A 17,342-nucleotide genomic window follows, 5' to 3' on the forward strand; every position below is an offset into this window, starting at 1 on the left:
ATTATCCTTTATTTATCAGTTGTGTGTTGTTAGTTGTTAGTTGCATGTTGTGTGTCATTCGCCATGGTGGCTTAGCCATATTGACATGGGAGGGTTGGCAGAATAAAGACGCATTTTGTAACATTTTAATGGCATGGTTTAATCAAATGATGGGGGATAACGGCTTTTTATGGGGTGTTTAACAGATGTTGTAAAGGTGTGTCTTATTAAGGTTGCTGGTGATGGTTATTTACCCCATGGGGGTTTGGTGCTAAGATGGCATGTTTATTGATTAAATTAATCGAACTAAGTTAACCACCTGAAATTGACCACATAAAATTAGGGCTATTGCATACATGAGCTTACAACATCGAATTCGTACCCAATGGCAACGCAGTAAAAAAATGGCTTCTGTTACCCATGCTTTTATTGGTGGATTTAAAAAAGCACATCAAATTGGGGCGTTTAAAGAGCCACCCAGAGACATTTTGCCCAAATACATTCAAGTGTTTTGTCGTAAGATGTGCTTGGCGTTTGGCGTACAAGTGGTTACGGTTAAACCCATGCCCGCCACCCATGGTTTATGGGCATCTAATCACATCTCTTGGCTGGACATTCCTGTCGCTGGTAGTGTCAGTGGGGCATTTTTTTTATCCAAAGCTGAGATTGCAAAATGGCCATTGGTTGGAGCATTGGCAAAGGCGGGAGGCACTTTGTTTATTCAGCGGGGGTCGGGAGATGCTGGTACGGTGGCGGAGCAAATTGCCAAGTTTATGACACAAGGGGCATCGGTGTTGTTTTTTCCTGAGGCGACCACCACCAACGGACACAAAATTAAACGCATTCACGGTAAGTTGTTACAAGCGGCCATACAGACCAATTTGCCCATTCAACCGATGGTGATTTGTTATGTGGATAGACATGGGCATATCAGCACCCAAATTCCTTATTATGGTGATATGACGATTAAAGACAGTTTCATGAACGTTTTAGATGATAATGAAATCACGGCGTATGTGTTGCCCCTTGAACCACTTTATCCTGATGGCAAAAGCCAGCATGAATTAACGGACCTATTACAGCAACGTCTGCAAGAGGGGCTAAGCACGTTACAGCAACAGGTATTGACGGTAAAGCCCACAGATGCCCTGTGGTAAATGACTGTGGACAGATAACGGTGGCAAATAACCAACCCAAAAACTGCTGTTGATGTGTTTTGATGTCATGGGTGGTTTTTTATGCCATGATGGCATCAGTAGGAATAAGCGTATGAATTTACAAAAAGTGGATTTAAATCTGTTGGTGCATTTAGATGTCTTGTTAAGAGAAAAAAATGTTACTCGAGCGGCAGAACAGTTGGGCATCACTCAGCCAGCCATGAGCAATATTTTACGTCGATTGCGTCAATTGTTTCATGACCCTTTGTTGATACGTTCGTCCGAGGGCATGTCTCCAACCGAACGAGCTTTAGAGCTACAGCCACGCATTCGTGAGATTTTGGCGGATTTATCACAGGTGCTAGAGCCACGTACTGAGTTTCGTCCTTATAGCACGTCTCGAGTGTTTCGCATCATGACATCTGACTATGCCGAGGCGACCCTTGTGCCTAGGTTGGTGAAAGCCTTGCGTAGTGAAGCACCCAACGTGATATTGGATTTTTTGACCCCATCTGATGTGTCGTACCGTGATATGGAGCAAGGGCGAGTGGATTTGGCGATTAACCGCTTTAATGAAATACCGCAAAGTTTTCATCAGGTGTTGGTGTGGCGAGATACCTTTAGTTGTCTGTTGTCTGCCGATAGCCCCTATGTCAACCGCTTTAACTTAAAAAACTACCTAAAGGCTCAACATGTGTGGGTATCTAAGACGGGCATGGGTGTGGGATTTGGGGTAAATCCAGAAAAGTCAGGCGGTCTTGGTTCGATTGACCAAGCTTTACAACGGCTGGGCAAAAAACGTCAAATCAGTATCTTTACTCGTCATTATCAAATGCCTGCCATGTTGACTGCCAATAAAGATTTGATTGCAACCTTACCGACTCGAGTGGCAAAAATGCAAGCAGATAATGACAACATCATCATAAAAGAACCGCCATTTTTTATCCCTGAATTTGAATTGACCATGGCGTGGTCGCCTTTGTTGCAACACCACCCTGCCCATCGTTGGTTGCGTCAACTTATCATGCACGTGGCACGGCAAGTGGTGGCAGAAGAACAAAGTCAAGGCTTATTGCCTAACAATCAACGTTAAACCAACTTTAACATACCATGCGTCATTCTTTACCCATCATTTTTGATTTTGGTGGTGATGTCAGCATGGGCAACTTAATCAGGGCATTTTTATTTTGACACTTGCCCTTTTTAACAAGGGTCAGTCGTGATTGCTTTTTTACCCATCAAGCATACAGCCAACAGGTGTTGGCTGATATGGCAAGAGAAGTAAGTGGTGGGTATGTGGTGGCGAAATGTATCAATGGGCATCTGGGATATAAGTGTTGTCGTCGCTTGGTTGAGCTAAATCTGCCAAATCCATGTTGGTGCGTTTACTGATGATGTTTAAATACACATAGCCTGCAATGCCTGATAACAATGACCCCAAAATAATGCCCAAACGTTCATCAAACACCTTATCAACGGCACTAAATGCCAAACCACCAATAAACAAGCTCATGGTAAAGCCAATACCGCACAATAACGAGACTCCAAAGATGTGCTTCCAGTTAATTTCATTGGGAATGCTGGCAAGTCCAAATTTTACCCCCAACCAGCTAAACAACATCACCCCAATTGGTTTACCTAAAAACAGCCCAGCGGCAATCGCCAGTGGCACAGGGTGGGCAATCTCACCCAAACCTGCCCCACCCAAATGAATGCCTGCATTGGCAAAAGCAAATATTGGCAACACAATAAATGCCACACCGTCTTGTAAATCATGCTCTAAATCTTCTAGCGGTGAATGCTCTTCATCGTCTTTATCATACATGGGGATACAAAACGCCAATAATACCCCTGCGATGGTGGCGTGAATGCCAGATTTGAGTACCGCAAGCCACATAAACAAGCCCAAAATCAGATAAGGGGCAATGCGAGTAACATTTAAGCGGTTTAAGGCAAACACCACTGCCAAAATACCGCCCGCCCAAGCCAATGCTGTCAAAGACAAACCGTGAGAATAAAAAAAAGCAATGATTAAAATTGCCCCAATGTCATCAAAAATAGCCACCGATGCCAAAAATACCTTTAGGGCAACAGGCACACGATTGCCAAGCAGACTGATGACCCCTAAGGCAAAAGCGATGTCGGTGGCAGCAGGAATCGCCCAACCTTTTAAAAACTCAGGATTGTTCCAGTTAATGGCGGCATATATCAAACCAGGCATAATCATACCACCAACGGCAGCCAGTGCAGGCAAGACGATTTTTTTGACTTCTGACAGCTCACCGACCAGCATTTCTCGCTTTAGCTCAAGCCCCACCAAAAAGAAAAATATTGCCATTAGACCATCATTAATCCAATGTATGGCATGTTTATCTAAGACAAAATCACCCACATGCACGCCAATGGACATCTCTAATAAATGGTGGTAATGTCCGTATAACGGTGTGTTGGCGATAATCATCGCCAACACAGCGGCGAATGCCAGCACCACGCCACCAGCAATGTCTGACTGAAAAAAATCACGAATGCGTTGCATGAAATCCCCAAATGAACTCTTCAATTAAATCTCAAGTGAAATAATACTCAAAAATCAACCAGCGTCTAAAAAAAAGCCACATTATAAAGTAAATGCCCCATCGCCAGTCAAATGCTGATAAAAAATTACCAGTAATTTACATAAGAGTAATAAATTAATGCTTTACCCCCAATTCACGCCACCTGATGCCTAATGTGTCTAATATGACCAAGGAGGGCGTGTGCTTCAGCGACGGCTACGGCTACCTCAATAATAAGCACTATGGCTACCGTGTTTGTGCCGTGTGGTCAGCATCTTAGATTTTAGATTTTTTGCTGTCGTCAGCAAAACATGGTCGTGGGTAATATATGTCTTAAGTCTTATGCCCATGGCAACATGCTTCAATGTCATTTAAAAAATAACCGCCAAGGTAAATCAGGCAACTGAGTAAAAGATAAGGGGCTGGGCGAGCTGGCATTGGTTGAGCTGTCAGTAGGTTGGTGATATTGAGCCTGTTTAAGCACAGTTAAAGGCAACACACCTTGAGCAATCAGCTTGATTGTCCATGGCAGAAGTTGATGCTCAAGACGATGCACGCATTGCTGTAGCTTATCGGCGGTGATGTCAACTGGCACGTTCATGACCGCTTGGGTCAATACCTGCCCTGCATCAAGCTGAGCGGTAACCACATGCACGCTACAACCGTGGGTGGTCTCTTTGGCTGATAATGCCCTTTGATGGGTATTTAGTCCCTTATATTTGGGCAATAGTGATGGGTGTAGGTTGATTATCGGAGCGGGACATTGATTGATAAACTCACCGCTTAGCACACGCATGAACCCAGCCAACACCACCAAATCCGCTTGCCAGTCGTTGAGCTGGCGTTGGGCATGTTGCTCAAAGGTCTTGATGCCCATTTTTTTGCCAGTGTCGGTGTGCGACAGTACCGCCACCTTGATGCCCGCTTGTTTGGCACGAGTAATGGCATAAGCGTCATTTTTATTGCTGATGACCCCAACGATGTCAATGGGCAACTCACCTGCCTGCTTGGCATCGATTAAGGCTTGTAGATTGCTTCCGCCACCAGAAACAAGAATGGCGATTTTTAAAGAATTGGTTTGCATGATTTAATGAACATGATTGAATGAATTTGATGAGATATTGAGATTATTTCCTACTTAAAAAACATCAAGATAAGATTTTTAATAAAGAGCATGTCAAATCTTATCAAAGATATGTGACCGCATCACCGCTGGCATCATCAGAGCGTTGAACAATTTTACCCAATTTCCATGCGTTTTCGCCATTGTCATTGAGCAGTTTAATGGCTTCATCTGCCTTATGATGTGGCACAATCACAACAAATCCCACGCCACAGTTAAAGGTGCGATACATCTCTGTTTGTTCAATGTTGCCTGTTTGTTGTAGCCACGCAAACACAGCTGGTAAGTCCCAAGAATGGACATCAATTTGAGCGGTTAAGCTGTCGGGCAACACTCGGGGCAAGTTGTCGGTTAAGCCGCCACCTGTGATGTGTGCCATGGCGTGTAGGTTGGTGTTACCAAGGGATTTTTGTAGGGTTTGAATGGCGTTGACATAGATTTTAGTTGGGGTAAGTAGCACGTCTTTGAGTGGTTTGTTATCAATGGTTTGGGTGTTGATGTCTATGTTTGCCACGTCAATGATTTTGCGTACCAATGAATAGCCATTGGAATGCACCCCACTTGAAGCAATCGCAATGAGTATGTCGCCTGTTTGTACGTTTTTTCCTGTGATGACTTCGCTTTCTTCCACCACACCGACACAAAATCCTGCCAAGTCATAGTCTTCGTTTTGATACATTCCGGGCATTTCGGCAGTTTCGCCACCGATTAAGGCACAATTTGCCAATTGACACCCATCACCAATGCCTTTAATCACCGCTTCGGCGGTGTCCACATCCAGCTTGCCTGTGGCATAGTAATCTAAAAAAAACAATGGTTCTGCCCCACACACAAGCAGGTCATTGACACACATGGCAACCAAATCTTGCCCAATGGTGTCATGTTTGTTGAAGTCTAATGCCAGTTTGAGTTTTGTTCCCACGCCGTCCGTGCCTGACACCAACAGTGGGGATTGGTAGCCTTGTGGGATACGGCATAATGCCCCAAATCCGCCTAATCCACCGATGACTTCAGGGCGAGTTGTGGCTTTGGCAACCGATTTGATGCGTTGTACCAAGGTTTCGCCAGCGTCAATGTCCACACCTGCATCTTTGTAGCTTAAAGGTTGAGTGCTGAAAGGTTGAGAGCTTGATGGGTTTTTTGGGGGGGCTTGGGTCATGATGTGTCGCCTTTAAATAGGTATTGTGGGCATGTTTATAAGATGGGGTGAGATGATGTCGTCATTATATAGATATTGGTGCTGATTCGTCTACTCATCATCAATTTTAGGATTAACATAAACAAACTGGAAACAGCATGATAAATCCGTCATCATTATCGGTCGGTTTATTTTTATGGTCATTATTATCATAAGGACATCTAACATGCAAACTCGTTACACCATCGATCCATTTTTTCGCCGTTTATTTTTGGTGGCGATTATGGTCATTGGGTTGTATTTGTTGTATCTGATGATGCCTGTCATCATGCCGTTTTTGTGTGCATTTATTTTGGCGTATTTGTTTAACCCTTTGGTCAAGCGGATTGCTTTGATTATGCCCAGATGGCTTGCCATCATGGTGGTGTATGTGGGCATCACTGTGGGGGTGGTGTTATTGGTGTGGTGGCTCGCCCCCATGCTTTGGAATCAGATGCAGATGGCATGGAATTATTTGCCTGTTGCTCAAGAGTGGTACAATGGGCAAGTGCGTGATGTGATACAACACTACACACGCATTCGCTTGCCTGCGATGGAATCCAAACGTCTGTCTGAGACGTTGGTCGATTATATGCGTAATAATTATAACGTACAAGATGCTCAAGCTTTATTTCAACAAGTGCTGGTGTCAGGCATGAACTTTATCAACAATGCAGGATTGATTGTGTTGATGCCCATTTTGATGTTTTATTTTTTATTAAACTGGAATGAGCGTTTGCTTCAGTGGCAACAAGCATTACCAAAGGTTTATCGGGCAAAAATCATTGAAATATTCATTGACATGGATAAGGCGTTAATGTCCTTTGTGCAAGGTCAGCTTGTGGTCATGATATTGTTAGGGGTTATTTATGCCATACAGTTGCAGCTGATTGGCTTGGGTCTTGGTTTAACCATTGGTATGGTTGCTGGATTGGCAAGTTTTGTGCCTTATTTGGGGTTTGGGATTGGTTTTGTGGCAGCCATCATTGCAGGCTGGTTTCAATTTGGGTTGGATTGGCTGCATTTGGGGTTGATTGTGGGGGCGTTTTTGGTGGGGCAGGCGGTGGAAGGTTATGTGCTACAGCCGTTATTACTTGGTGATAAGATTGGTTTGTCCCCATTATGGGTGATTTTTTCAGTGCTGGCAGGGGCAGCATTGATGGGGTTTGTGGGCATGTTGATTGCCCTGCCTGTGTCTGCCATCATCAATGTGCTGTTTCGTCATCTGTATCATGCGTATTTGCGTTCGCATTGGTATCAAGGTCATCGCCAGTATTCGTTGTTTGATTAGTATTCGTTGTTTGCTTAAAGTAGTGTTTGCTTAAAGTGGTGTTTCGCTTTAACATGGTCGGCGCTGTTGTGAACAGCGATGTGATGTCTTTGATGGTGAATGTCTCACGTTTGACTTTTTTATCATCTGACCTTTTTTATCAACAAAATAATTTAAAAAATAATTCATGCCCATGCAATCTTTAATAAACCAGTCAAATTCTATCCTTGTTATTGACACCGTTTTTGAGCAATGCTCAGTGGCGATTTGGCACAATCAGCAAGTCATCTATTCACACACCGTGGCTGGCAAACGTGAACAAACGCAAGTTGTGTTGCCAATGATTGACACTGCCATCAATCAGACAGGTTTGCAGGCTTGTGAGTTTGATGCGATTGCCTTTAACCAAGGGCCGGGGGCATTTAGTGGCATTCGAATCAATACGGCAGTGGCTCAAGCCTTGTCATTTGCTTATGATGTGCCTTGTGTTGGGGTGTCAAGTTTGCAAATCATGGCTCAATCCGCTTATGAACAATATGGTCATGACCATGTTTTTGCCTGTCTTGATGCCAGAATGCAACAAGTCTATGTGGGTGAATTTGCTGTGCAAGACGGTCTGATGCAACCTGTGAACCATGGTGTTAAACATGGCACTTCACATGGTAATCAGCAATCAGCAGAGCAAACACAATCTAATCAAAAACAATCTAATCAAGCACGACCCAATGAATATTTGCTTGATTATGATGCACAAACGCACGCCAATTATCCGATGGTTGGTAATGGTGCTGTGTTATTGATGGCTGCTGCTGAGCAAACACAACAGACACACTTATCGCTTGATGCAGGTATTTTGGCAAAATTGGCATCAAATCATTATGCCCAACATGGTGGTGTGCCAGCAGAGCAAGCCTTGCCTGTGTATCTTAGGCACAATGCTTGGAAAACACTAAAAGAGCAAGGCAAAACGTAAAACTAAAAAAGCATAAAACTAAAAAAGTTAAAAGGTAAAAAAAGTGGACATTGTGTTGTTAATAAAAGCCATCATCATGGGCGTGGTTGAAGGCATTACTGAGTTTTTGCCCATATCCAGCACAGGTTATCTGATTTTAACCGCTGATTTGCTGAATTTTTGGACAAAAGACAAGGCAGATTTATTTGTGGTGGTGATACAACTTGGGGCAATATTGGCGGTCATTTATGAGTATTGGGGTAGATTATGGCATTCACTGATGGGTTTGGTAACTGGCAAGGCAGTGGTGGACATGACAAATCCTAAGCAATTAGGATTGTCGTTAATTGTGGCAACCATACCTGTGATGGTGATGGGAATCGTGTTTGCTGATGTGATTAAGGCATATTTGTTTAGCCCCATGGTGGTGGCGGTGATGCTGATAATGGGTGGTTTGTTGATATTTTATGTGGAAAAACGCCCCCAGCCCATCATTGCCAAAGAAGCAGAACAGGTGAGCCTTAAAACCGCCATGATGATTGGGCTGTTTCAGTGTTTGGCACTGGTTCCCGGCACATCACGTTCAGGGGCAACCATCATTGGGGCATTGTGGTTGGGGGTGTCTCGTAAGGCAGCGGCAGAATTTTCCTTTTTTTTGGGCATTCCTGTGATTGTGGGGGCAGGGCTGTTGGATTTGCTTGAGCATCAAGACACATTGACTCATACTCAAGACTGGTGGGTGCTGGGGGTAGGCGTTTTGGTGTCGTTTGTGGTGGCATTGCTATGTATTCGTTGGATGGTGGCTTGGGTGTCTAGACGAGATTTTACCATTTTTGCTTGGTTAAGAATCATGACAGGCGTTGTTGTGCTGTTATCAACTTTGGTGTTTGGCTATGACATTCAAGGTTAATACATGGCAAATACATGGCTAATATATGACCATATGGCAAAATAAATTAACAAACAAACAAAAAACCACGCCTAATTTGGTGGTGGTTGGCGAGTCTTTGGGACTTGAGTATGTGAGTGCTTGGTTAGATGAACACACTCAAATCAATAAGCACAATCACCAACACCTGTCGCTTAACGTGCAATACCACGAAATGACAAAACTCAATAACAAAACCATTCGCCAAATTGCCAATGGCATAAAAAAACAGCCAGCATCACCTTTAGCAGTGGTAAAAATGACCAACATGGGCGTTAGCGTCAGTTTGTGGCAAGATGACATGCAAGTGGCATTGGATTGGCACAAGTTACAAAAAAGGATAGTCAGTGCTGGGCGTCAATCAGAGCTTTTATTGCAAGCGATAAAAGCCAACGTTGATAAGCAACTGATAGATGCAACCGCAGGATTTGGGCATGATGGTCTGATATTAGCAAGCACAGGGGCAAGGGTAACCTTGGTTGAATCGCACCCTGTGATGGCAATGCTCTTATTGCTTGAGAAACAACGCATGAGCCAACAAAAAAACTGGCAAGCGTTGATGGGCAGATTAAACATTGTCTGTGCCGATGCAGTGGATTATTTGACTGCTTTGAATGAGCAGGCGTGCGACATATCAGCCATCTATTTAGACCCCATGTTTCCCAATGACAGCCATGATGCCAAAGTGGGCAAGCACATGCAGATATTGCATAAAATCGCCCATCCACCCACAGCATCGCAAGAAAGTCTGATGCTCACTACTGCCATTAACGCCATTCATCATACGGGGCGGGTGGTGGTTAAACGCCCCAAAAATGCCCCTTATTTGGCAGGTAAAACCCCATTTAAAAGTTGGCATAATGATGCGTTAAGGTTTGATGGCTATTTGCCATGAACTGGCTATTTGCCATGAACAGTCAGTGATTGTCAAAAAATCGCCATAAAAAAAGCAAAAACCATGATGTTTTTGCTTTTATTCATTTGTTATTTATATTTTGTTGTTTACATTCAAAAAGAATCTAAAAACAATTAAATGGCTTGAATGTTACTGGCTTGTGGGCCTTTTTTACCATCGGTTACTTCAAAAGACACACGCTGACCTTCTGCTAAGGTTTTAAAACCAGAGCCTTGGATTTCGCTATAGTGGGCGAACACATCACTGCCACCATTTTCTTGAGCAATAAAACCAAAACCTTTGGCTTCATTAAACCATTTAACAGTACCTTCAACCGTATTTGACATACACATTTTCCTAAAATAACAGATTTATGATAGCTGCTGGCCATGTTTAAAGATAAACAAACCTAAGCAGAGCAAACGCTCGAATGAACCCCCAACTAATGGGCCATACGTCAAAATCTGAAACTAAAGGATAATGATAGATATGATAAGTGGCAAAGAGTTAAGTTGGCACTGTCAAACCTGACAAAATACGATAAGTAGCGATTTAAAACGATATTGCGATATTGATGACTTCTTTCTAGCAAGGACATTATAAACTTATTTGATATGGTTGCAAGCACTATTTACCCATCATTGAAAAAAAAAGATGGCTTTGCCCTGTGATGAATGCCAATATCCGTTATAATTGTTGCTTGTTCAGTCATCTTGTTTTTTTAGTCATCATGTCCATGTCCACAGCAGTCTGAACACTTAATGCACAATCAATTAAAGTATAATCAATTAAAATGCAACGAATTCAACCACAATCAATTAAAGCATAACGAACCGATGAATTATCGACAAAAATTGCTTGCTTATGTTCAACTCACTCGTTTTGATAGACCTGTTGGGATTGAGCTTTTATTATGGCCAACCCTGTGGGCGGTGTTGTTTGCAGGTATGTCAGCAGGGCAAGACCGTGGCATGATGGCAGGAATGCCAAGCTTTAAGGTGGTGCTGATTTATGCGTTGGGGGCAACATTGATGCGTGCGGCAGGCTGTGCCATCAATGATTTTGCTGACCGTAAGGTAGATGGGCATGTGTGGCGTACCAAAAACCGCCCATTGGCAGATGGTCGGTTGTCAGGCAAAGAAGCGGTGGGGGCATTTTTGTTGTTGTCGCTGATGAGTGCTGGGCTGTTGTTATTTTTACCGCTTCAGGTGTTTTATTGGTCGCTGGTGGCTGTGGCATTGGCGTTTGTGTATCCGTTTATGAAGCGGTTTACGCACATGCCACAAGTGGTTTTGGCAGCAGCATTTGGCTGGGCGATTCCGATGGCATATGTGGCGGTGCTTGGGCGTACTGATGTGTGGTGCTGGTTGTTGTTTGGTGCTTATATGTGCTGGACGGTGGCGTATGATACGCAGTATGCGATGGCAGATAGGGACGATGACCTAAAGATTGGGGTTAAATCAACCGCCATTTTGTTTGGACGGCATGATGTGCTTATGATTGCGGTGTTACAAACGCTGTTCTTACTGGCGTTGGCTGTGGTGTTTTGGCATTATTTTGCCCCAACACCGCTTGGTCTGTTGCCTGTGTTTGGCTTGAGTGTGGCGGCGATGATGTTTGTTAAGCAAGATGTGGCGTGTGCCAGCCGAGAGCCATCTGCTTGTTTTGAAGCGTTTTTACATAATGTTTGGGTGGGACGCTATGTGTTTGCCTTGGTGTTGGCAAGCGTTTTATGGGTTAATTTTATCTAAATAGCGATGGCGGTATCTAAATAACCACCGTTTTAATGGTCATTTTACATTTTAATAACAAGGAGAATCTATGATGGCTGATGTCGTACTTGATGGTAAAGCACTTGCCAAACAGATTGAAAGGGAACTAAGTGAGCAGGTGCAAGCGTTAATAGACAGCACGGGACGCATGCCGATTTTGGCAACCATCTTAGTCGGTGATGATCCTGCATCTGCCACTTATGTGCGTATGAAAGGCAATGCTTGTCAGCGAGTGGGCATGAAGTCGTTGCGAGTGCAAATGCCAGAACAAACCACCACCGAACAGCTTTTGGCAAAAATACAAACGCTTAATGACAATCCAGATGTGCATGGTATTTTGTTGCAACATCCTGTGCCAAGTCAAATTGATGAGCGGGCATGTTTTGACGCCATTGATTTAAAAAAAGATGTCGATGGGGTAACTTGTTTGGGTTTTGGACGCATGAGCATGGGTGAGCCAGCGTTTGGCTCTTGTACGCCACAAGGCATTATCCATTTGCTTAAGCACCATAAGATTGATATGGCTGGTAAACATGCGGTTGTGGTCGGTCGCAGTGCCATTTTGGGTAAGCCGATGGCAATGATGTTGCTTAACGAAAATTGTACGGTAACCATTTGTCATTCAAAAACTGCTGATTTGGCGAGTCATGTCAAGCAAGCAGACATCTTAGTCGGTGCTGTGGGCGTACCAGAGCTGATTAAAAAAGAGTGGATAAAACAGGGTGCTGTGGTGGTGGATGCAGGTTTTCACCCAACCGATGATGGTGGTGTGGGTGATATTGAGCTTGATGGCATTGAGAAGATTGCCAGTGCTTACACCCCTGTGCCTGGTGGCGTAGGACCGATGACCATCAACACCTTGATACGTCAGACGCTGGCAGCGGCAAAAGAAGCACAAACGTCATAGCCAGCCGATTTTTTTAAATCGATAATATAAGGTTACGCAGATGCTGATAATGACAGCTAAAATCACAAAGTAGCTGTATTGCCAATGTAATTCTGGCATGTTGTCAAAGTTCATGCCATAGATGCCTGCAATGGCGGTGGGGACAGCCAGTACCGCCGCCCATGCTGCCAGCTTCCGAACCACATCGTTTTGTCCCATGGTAACCACCGCCATATAGGTATCCATGGCGACGCTGAGCATTTCGTTTAGCCCATTAACCGCATCTAAGGCTTGTACCAGATGGTCATTGACATCTCGAAAGTAGGGTTTGGCGGAGCTTGGAAAAAATGAAATCAGCTCATTTCTTTTGTGATTGATAAAAAAGTTACAAATGTCTTGTACAGGTAAAATCACCGCCCGCATGTGTACCAGTTGGGACTTTAGCTCATATAAACTTCGTAAGGTGGATTTGCTAAACTCAGCAGAAAAAATGGCGTGTTCTTGCTCTCGTAAATACCGCCCCATACGGTCAGTAACGGGCAAATAATTATCCACGATAAAGTCTAAAATGGCGTGCATGACAAAGATAGGGCCAAGACGCAGTTTGTCAGGACGGCGTTGATAATGTTCACGCACAGGGGCATAGCTGTTAGATGGGCCTGTGCGAATGGTGATGATGAAGTTTTTACCCATAAACATGGCTGTTTTGCCATAGCGGATATGGTTGTCTTCTAGCTTGGCGGTTTGCACCACCACAAATAAGGTGTCATTGCCATAGCTTTCGATTTTGGCTCGCTGATGGTCAGCGACGGCATCTTCTAATGCCAACTCATGCAAATCAAAGGATTCTTGCATTTGTTTTAGGGTCTGTAAGCTTGGTTCGTATAATCCCAGCCAAACAAATTGATTGTTGTGAGTTAGGATTTTGCTGACTTCTTCGATGCTCACTTCATGCAGCTGTTCACCTGTCTTACGAGAATAAACATGGCAGTTAATCACTTCTTGGTGAGAGAACTCTTCGACATCTTCAAAACGATCCGCATCGGGGTCGTATATGGTCATGATTTCTAAGGTGTCTTCTTCACTGTCGGCATCGCCATAGATAAAGCTGTCATTGCTATAGTCGTGTGGTAAGTCTTGGGACTCTGTATTATCATCATGGTCATGATGGTGGTCATGGGCATTGATGGGAATGCAGGTGTTTGTAGAGATGTTGATGCCATTGTCGGTATTGTTCACATGATTGGTATTGTCAGCATCATCTGTGTTGTCGTTCTTGTCAATTGTGTTGGCACGATAACTGACATCAGGCTCATCACCAAGGTTGTCAAGGTGCATGGCATCAAAAACAGCTTGCTTGGCATCTGCCGTGTCCCCATTTTCCCCATTATTCCCATTTTCCATCTGTGTTGTCTGCCCGTCCAAGTCATCTGAGTTGGGCAATGGGGTGGTGGCAGAGCGGTCATGATGTGATGGCTCTGTTGCGTTTGGACGATTTGGAGGGTTCGGTTGCATAAGCGTTGTCAGTTAGTAAGCAAAAACTGTCCTATGATAACCTTTGGAACAGTAAAGTCAAACTGACACCTGTGCTAAAAAGCTAAAAAGTGCTTTTTGACGTGAGCAGAGACAATTCACATAATCTTTTGGTTGGGAATAATACCTTAAAGGTTGAGCCTTGTCCTTCGGCCGATTCGATTGTCAAAGTGGCATCATGTTGATACAAAATGTGCTTAACAATCGCAAGTCCAAGTCCTGTTCCACCCGTGGCACGACTGCGACCACTGTCTACTCGATAAAAGCGTTCGGTCAGGCGTTCGATGTGTTCAGGGGCGATGCCAATGCCATTATCAGATATGGCAAACAAGCAACCTTCACTCACCTGTGTCCAAGCAATGGCAATCTCACCACCTTTTGGCGTGTATTTAATGGCATTGGTTACTAAGTTTAGTAAAGCACTGGTCAAATACATCTCTGACCCCATGATATTCAGTTGTGAATCTAAATGTAAGTCAATAAAATGCCTGTATTCTTTATTATATGCTTGAGCGTCATCAAAAAGTTGCATCAACAGCTGTGGCATATTGACGCACTTGACTTCAAAAGCTTCTTCATTCTCTAGCCGAGACAGCATTAATAGGTCATTGATGATGCTGTTCATGCGTCTGGTTTGCTGACCCATTAGGCTAAATCCACGTTGCCACTTTGGGTTCATGTCTGGCTGATCAGAAAATGTCTCGATATAGCCCATTAACACCGTCAAAGGGGTGCGTAACTCATGCGAGACATTCGCAACAAAGTCCTTACGCATCTGTTCTAGATGCTGTAGGCGAGTTACGTCATAGACAATCAGCAGTTTTTCTTCACCAAAAAAAGTCAGCTCACATTGTAAGTAGCGTTGTGAATCTCGCCAAGATTGCAAGCGAATGCCATCATTGGGTGAAATGGCATCTTGATAATATTGGGTAAATTCAGGTGATGTGATGACTTCAAACACATGCCGTCCATGGTCGGTGGCGTGTAGGTTTAAAAGCTGATTTGCTGAATTGTTCCACCATTCTAACCTATCATGTTTGTCCAAGATAATCACCGAATCTTGTAAAGCACTCAGTGAGCGGCGGATTTTTTTGACCAGTCCCATCATGCGTTGATGTGTCAGTTGCTCTTGTAAGCGACTTTGGTACAACTGATGGGCCACATAGCTAAGACCGCCAGATAGTTTGGGTGGTTCTTGTAAAGTGGCTTGGTTAATCCAATGCAAAAACCGTCGCATCGTTATCATACGAAAGGTAGCATATCCCAACAATCCCATGGTCATGCCCCAAGGCATGCTGGTAATCAGCCAACCCAAAACAGCCCCCAGCATCAGGACAAGTGTTAGCCAGCGAAAATCTGCCCAAAAAAGAAGGCTGTTGTGTCGTTTGTTTGGCATTTGTTCATTGGTGATTGTTATTCATTGGAGTCATTCATTGATTTGAGTCGAAAATCGATAACCTGTGCCACGCACCGTTTGGATAAACTCAGCATAATCATAAGGGTCAAGCACCTTACGCAAACGGCGGATATGCACATCAATGGTTCGGTCTTCGACATAGACATTACCACCCCACACTTGGTCAAGTAGCTGTGTGCGAGTATAAGCCCGCTCAGGGTGGCTCATAAAAAACGCCAATAACCGATATTCGGTAGGGCCGATGTCCAAAAGTTTGCCATCAGCGGTAACACGTTGGCTGATAGGGTCAAGGCGTAAGCCCACATGTTCAATGGATTTATCACCAGATAGGGCGTTTGAGCGTCTTAGCACCGCTTTAATGCGAGAAACCAATTCACGAGTAGAGAATGGCTTGGTGATATAGTCGTCTGCACCTGCATCTAGCCCTTGCACCTTATTATCTTCTTCACCTTTGGCGGTTAACATGATGATTGGTGTTTCAAAGAGCATCTCATCTTTTTTGAGCAAACGACACAAATCAATCCCTGATTGATTGCCCATCAGCATCCAATCTAATAACAGTAAATCAGGTCGATGGTCAACCACTTGTTGATATGCTTGTGGCACATCTTCAGCTTGTAAACAGTGGAAGCCTGCCATTTCTAAAGTAGTAACAATCATCTCTTGGATGGCAGGTTCATCTTCCACAACTAAAATCGTCTCATTTGGCATGAATAAAGCAACCGTGAGTCAATGACAGTATTTGAAATATGACGGTTTTATGACGGTTTTATAAAAACGTAACAAAACCATCTGTTTAACCTAAACGGAGCGAGCCACATCTGCTTGTAATGCCATGGGTAAGTCTAACACGTCAAGTCCTTTTAATCGCCACTGTTCAATGGTTTGCGGACGAGCCACCACCAATGCTTCAAATGTTAAGTCATCATCAGCACAAGGCATCACATTGACCACCGTGATGCCATCAACCAACGCCTCTCCTGCCATGGGTAAAGCAGTGGCATCTGTTTGCAAGGTGTGATAATCACCTGCCACTCGATGCAGATGGGCCTTAGGAGCTGATTTAAAGTATAAGCGGGCAATGACTTCTTGCCCAAGATAACAGCCCTTGTCATAGTCTACCCCACCACGCTGATGCAGTCTAAGCTCTTGTGGTTGAAACTGATTGCTTGTTGCTTGGGTAATCCAATAATTACCAGTGGCGATACTGGCAGTCATCCAAGCAGTGGCATCAGCATTATCTTCATGGTTGCTAAAGGTCGGTTCTTCACCCATCACGCAAGGAAAAATGGGCTTAGGATTGCTTAGCGTTACTTGAGAAAAAACAGCGTACTTTTTAACGTGTGAGATAAAAGATTCGGCACAATCGGCACTGATGACCACATCATAGCACTTGCCAGCATCATCTGCATATTTTTTTATCCAAAGACCAAAAGCAATGCGTCCTTTTAGGTTGCTAATGGCAGTTGGCACATAACTTAATCCAAGCTTATTGACGTTGATGGTCAGTTGACCTTGCAAAAACTGGCTGACATCATTGCCTTGTAAGGTGATGTGCGAAAATTGTGCAAGCTGATTGTTAGAATTGGGCATGTTGGTTCTCTTTGGGGTGGGGTGGTTATTATTTAAGACGGTTATTTAAGACGGTTATTCTGGTGATTGTGTTTGTGTTGACTTTAACAGATTTCGCTTATGAAG

General features: G+C 43.9%; 16 protein-coding genes. 8 read left to right on the forward strand and 8 right to left on the reverse strand.

What is annotated here, in order from left to right:
• Nucleotides 1-335: 335 nt before the first annotated feature.
• Together B0682_RS00130 and B0682_RS00135 are read left to right on the forward strand one after the other, a co-directional pair.
• Complete coding sequence (locus tag B0682_RS00130; protein WP_078306087.1) at nt 336-1,136, forward strand: lysophospholipid acyltransferase family protein; 801 nt, start codon at nt 336-338, stop codon at nt 1,134-1,136.
• Between the two features lie 112 nt (nt 1,137-1,248).
• Nucleotides 1,249-2,229: a LysR family transcriptional regulator gene (locus B0682_RS00135; RefSeq protein ID WP_078306088.1), complete on the forward strand. Its 981-nt coding sequence runs from the start codon at nt 1,249-1,251 to the stop codon at nt 2,227-2,229.
• Nucleotides 2,230-2,448: 219 nt separating this feature from the next.
• Here B0682_RS00135 and nhaA read toward each other — a convergent pair whose 3' ends face one another.
• The 3 genes from nhaA to purM all read right to left on the reverse strand — a co-directional run bounded on the left by nhaA (nt 2,449) and on the right by purM (nt 5,973).
• The gene (gene nhaA / locus B0682_RS00140; protein ID WP_078306089.1) at nt 2,449-3,672 is read right to left on the reverse strand and encodes a Na+/H+ antiporter NhaA; all 1,224 of its coding nucleotides are present in this window, start codon (nt 3,670-3,672) and stop codon (nt 2,449-2,451) included.
• Nucleotides 3,673-4,058: 386 nt separating this feature from the next.
• Nucleotides 4,059-4,775 carry a phosphoribosylglycinamide formyltransferase gene (purN, locus tag B0682_RS00145; protein WP_078306090.1) on the reverse strand — a complete coding sequence of 239 codons (717 nt, stop codon included), beginning with the start codon at nt 4,773-4,775 and terminating at the stop codon, nt 4,059-4,061.
• Nucleotides 4,776-4,878: 103 nt separating this feature from the next.
• A complete protein-coding gene (gene purM / locus B0682_RS00150) occupies nt 4,879-5,973 on the reverse strand; it encodes a phosphoribosylformylglycinamidine cyclo-ligase (protein ID WP_078306091.1) in 1,095 nt (364 codons plus the stop codon).
• Between the two features lie 205 nt (nt 5,974-6,178).
• Here purM and B0682_RS00155 point away from each other — a divergent pair, with 205 nt between their 5' ends.
• The 4 genes from B0682_RS00155 to B0682_RS00170 all read left to right on the forward strand — a co-directional run bounded on the left by B0682_RS00155 (nt 6,179) and on the right by B0682_RS00170 (nt 10,036).
• Complete coding sequence (locus tag B0682_RS00155; RefSeq protein ID WP_078306092.1) at nt 6,179-7,282, forward strand: AI-2E family transporter; 1,104 nt, start codon at nt 6,179-6,181, stop codon at nt 7,280-7,282.
• Between the two features lie 172 nt (nt 7,283-7,454).
• Nucleotides 7,455-8,234 carry a tRNA (adenosine(37)-N6)-threonylcarbamoyltransferase complex dimerization subunit type 1 TsaB gene (gene tsaB, locus B0682_RS00160; protein ID WP_078306093.1) on the forward strand — a complete coding sequence of 260 codons (780 nt, stop codon included), beginning with the start codon at nt 7,455-7,457 and terminating at the stop codon, nt 8,232-8,234.
• Nucleotides 8,235-8,277: 43 nt separating this feature from the next.
• Nucleotides 8,278-9,123 (forward strand): undecaprenyl-diphosphate phosphatase, encoded by an 846-nt coding sequence (locus B0682_RS00165; protein WP_078306094.1) that lies wholly within the window; start codon nt 8,278-8,280, stop codon nt 9,121-9,123.
• Between the two features lie 25 nt (nt 9,124-9,148).
• Complete coding sequence (locus tag B0682_RS00170; RefSeq protein WP_078306095.1) at nt 9,149-10,036, forward strand: class I SAM-dependent methyltransferase; 888 nt, start codon at nt 9,149-9,151, stop codon at nt 10,034-10,036.
• 134 nt (nt 10,037-10,170) lie between these two features.
• Here the strand turns inward: B0682_RS00170 and cspE are convergent, their stop codons facing one another.
• Nucleotides 10,171-10,383, reverse strand: a complete 213-nt coding sequence (gene cspE, locus B0682_RS00175; protein ID WP_078306096.1) for a transcription antiterminator/RNA stability regulator CspE — start codon at nt 10,381-10,383, stop codon at nt 10,171-10,173.
• A gap of 489 nt (nt 10,384-10,872) precedes the next feature.
• Between cspE and ubiA the strand changes: the two genes are divergently transcribed.
• Nucleotides 10,873-11,787 carry a 4-hydroxybenzoate octaprenyltransferase gene (gene ubiA / locus B0682_RS00180; protein WP_078306097.1) on the forward strand — a complete coding sequence of 305 codons (915 nt, stop codon included), beginning with the start codon at nt 10,873-10,875 and terminating at the stop codon, nt 11,785-11,787.
• A 73-nt stretch (nt 11,788-11,860) separates the two neighbouring features.
• Complete coding sequence (gene folD, locus B0682_RS00185; RefSeq protein ID WP_078306293.1) at nt 11,861-12,715, forward strand: bifunctional methylenetetrahydrofolate dehydrogenase/methenyltetrahydrofolate cyclohydrolase FolD; 855 nt, start codon at nt 11,861-11,863, stop codon at nt 12,713-12,715.
• Here folD and corA read toward each other — a convergent pair.
• The 4 genes from corA to ygfZ all read right to left on the reverse strand — a co-directional run bounded on the left by corA (nt 12,710) and on the right by ygfZ (nt 17,237).
• Nucleotides 12,710-13,756, reverse strand: coding sequence for a magnesium/cobalt transporter CorA (corA, locus tag B0682_RS00190; RefSeq protein ID WP_143823219.1), 1,047 nt, complete (start codon nt 13,754-13,756; stop codon nt 12,710-12,712). The genes folD and corA overlap by 6 nt on opposite strands.
• Nucleotides 13,757-14,291: 535 nt before the next feature.
• Nucleotides 14,292-15,623, reverse strand: coding sequence for a phosphate regulon sensor histidine kinase PhoR (gene phoR / locus B0682_RS00195; protein WP_078306098.1), 1,332 nt, complete (start codon nt 15,621-15,623; stop codon nt 14,292-14,294).
• A 30-nt stretch (nt 15,624-15,653) separates the two neighbouring features.
• Complete coding sequence (gene phoB, locus B0682_RS00200) at nt 15,654-16,355, reverse strand: phosphate regulon transcriptional regulator PhoB (RefSeq protein ID WP_078306099.1); 702 nt, start codon at nt 16,353-16,355, stop codon at nt 15,654-15,656.
• A 90-nt stretch (nt 16,356-16,445) separates the two neighbouring features.
• A complete protein-coding gene (ygfZ, locus tag B0682_RS00205; protein ID WP_078306100.1) occupies nt 16,446-17,237 on the reverse strand; it encodes a CAF17-like 4Fe-4S cluster assembly/insertion protein YgfZ in 792 nt (263 codons plus the stop codon).
• Nucleotides 17,238-17,342: the final 105 nt, after the last annotated feature.

Source organism: Lwoffella lincolnii, assembly GCF_002014765.1.
Lineage (GTDB): Bacteria > Pseudomonadota > Gammaproteobacteria > Pseudomonadales > Moraxellaceae > Psychrobacter > Psychrobacter lincolnii.

Coding starts and splice junctions, on each gene's coding strand:
- B0682_RS00130 (WP_078306087.1), top strand. CDS start 336: ATGAGCTTACAACATCGAATTCGTACCCAATGGCAACGCAGTAAAAAA.
- B0682_RS00135 (WP_078306088.1), top strand. CDS start 1,249: ATGAATTTACAAAAAGTGGATTTAAATCTGTTGGTGCATTTAGATGTC.
- nhaA (WP_078306089.1), bottom strand. CDS start 3,672: ATGCAACGCATTCGTGATTTTTTTCAGTCAGACATTGCTGGTGGCGTG.
- purN (WP_078306090.1), bottom strand. CDS start 4,775: ATGCAAACCAATTCTTTAAAAATCGCCATTCTTGTTTCTGGTGGCGGA.
- purM (WP_078306091.1), bottom strand. CDS start 5,973: ATGACCCAAGCCCCCCCAAAAAACCCATCAAGCTCTCAACCTTTCAGC.
- B0682_RS00155 (WP_078306092.1), top strand. CDS start 6,179: ATGCAAACTCGTTACACCATCGATCCATTTTTTCGCCGTTTATTTTTG.
- tsaB (WP_078306093.1), top strand. CDS start 7,455: ATGCAATCTTTAATAAACCAGTCAAATTCTATCCTTGTTATTGACACC.
- B0682_RS00170 (WP_078306095.1), top strand. CDS start 9,149: ATGACCATATGGCAAAATAAATTAACAAACAAACAAAAAACCACGCCT.
- cspE (WP_078306096.1), bottom strand. CDS start 10,383: ATGTCAAATACGGTTGAAGGTACTGTTAAATGGTTTAATGAAGCCAAA.
- ubiA (WP_078306097.1), top strand. CDS start 10,873: ATGAATTATCGACAAAAATTGCTTGCTTATGTTCAACTCACTCGTTTT.
- folD (WP_078306293.1), top strand. CDS start 11,861: ATGGCTGATGTCGTACTTGATGGTAAAGCACTTGCCAAACAGATTGAA.
- corA (WP_143823219.1), bottom strand. CDS start 13,756: ATGACCATATACGACCCCGATGCGGATCGTTTTGAAGATGTCGAAGAG.
- phoR (WP_078306098.1), bottom strand. CDS start 15,623: ATGCCAAACAAACGACACAACAGCCTTCTTTTTTGGGCAGATTTTCGC.
- phoB (WP_078306099.1), bottom strand. CDS start 16,355: ATGCCAAATGAGACGATTTTAGTTGTGGAAGATGAACCTGCCATCCAA.
- ygfZ (WP_078306100.1), bottom strand. CDS start 17,237: ATGCCCAATTCTAACAATCAGCTTGCACAATTTTCGCACATCACCTTA.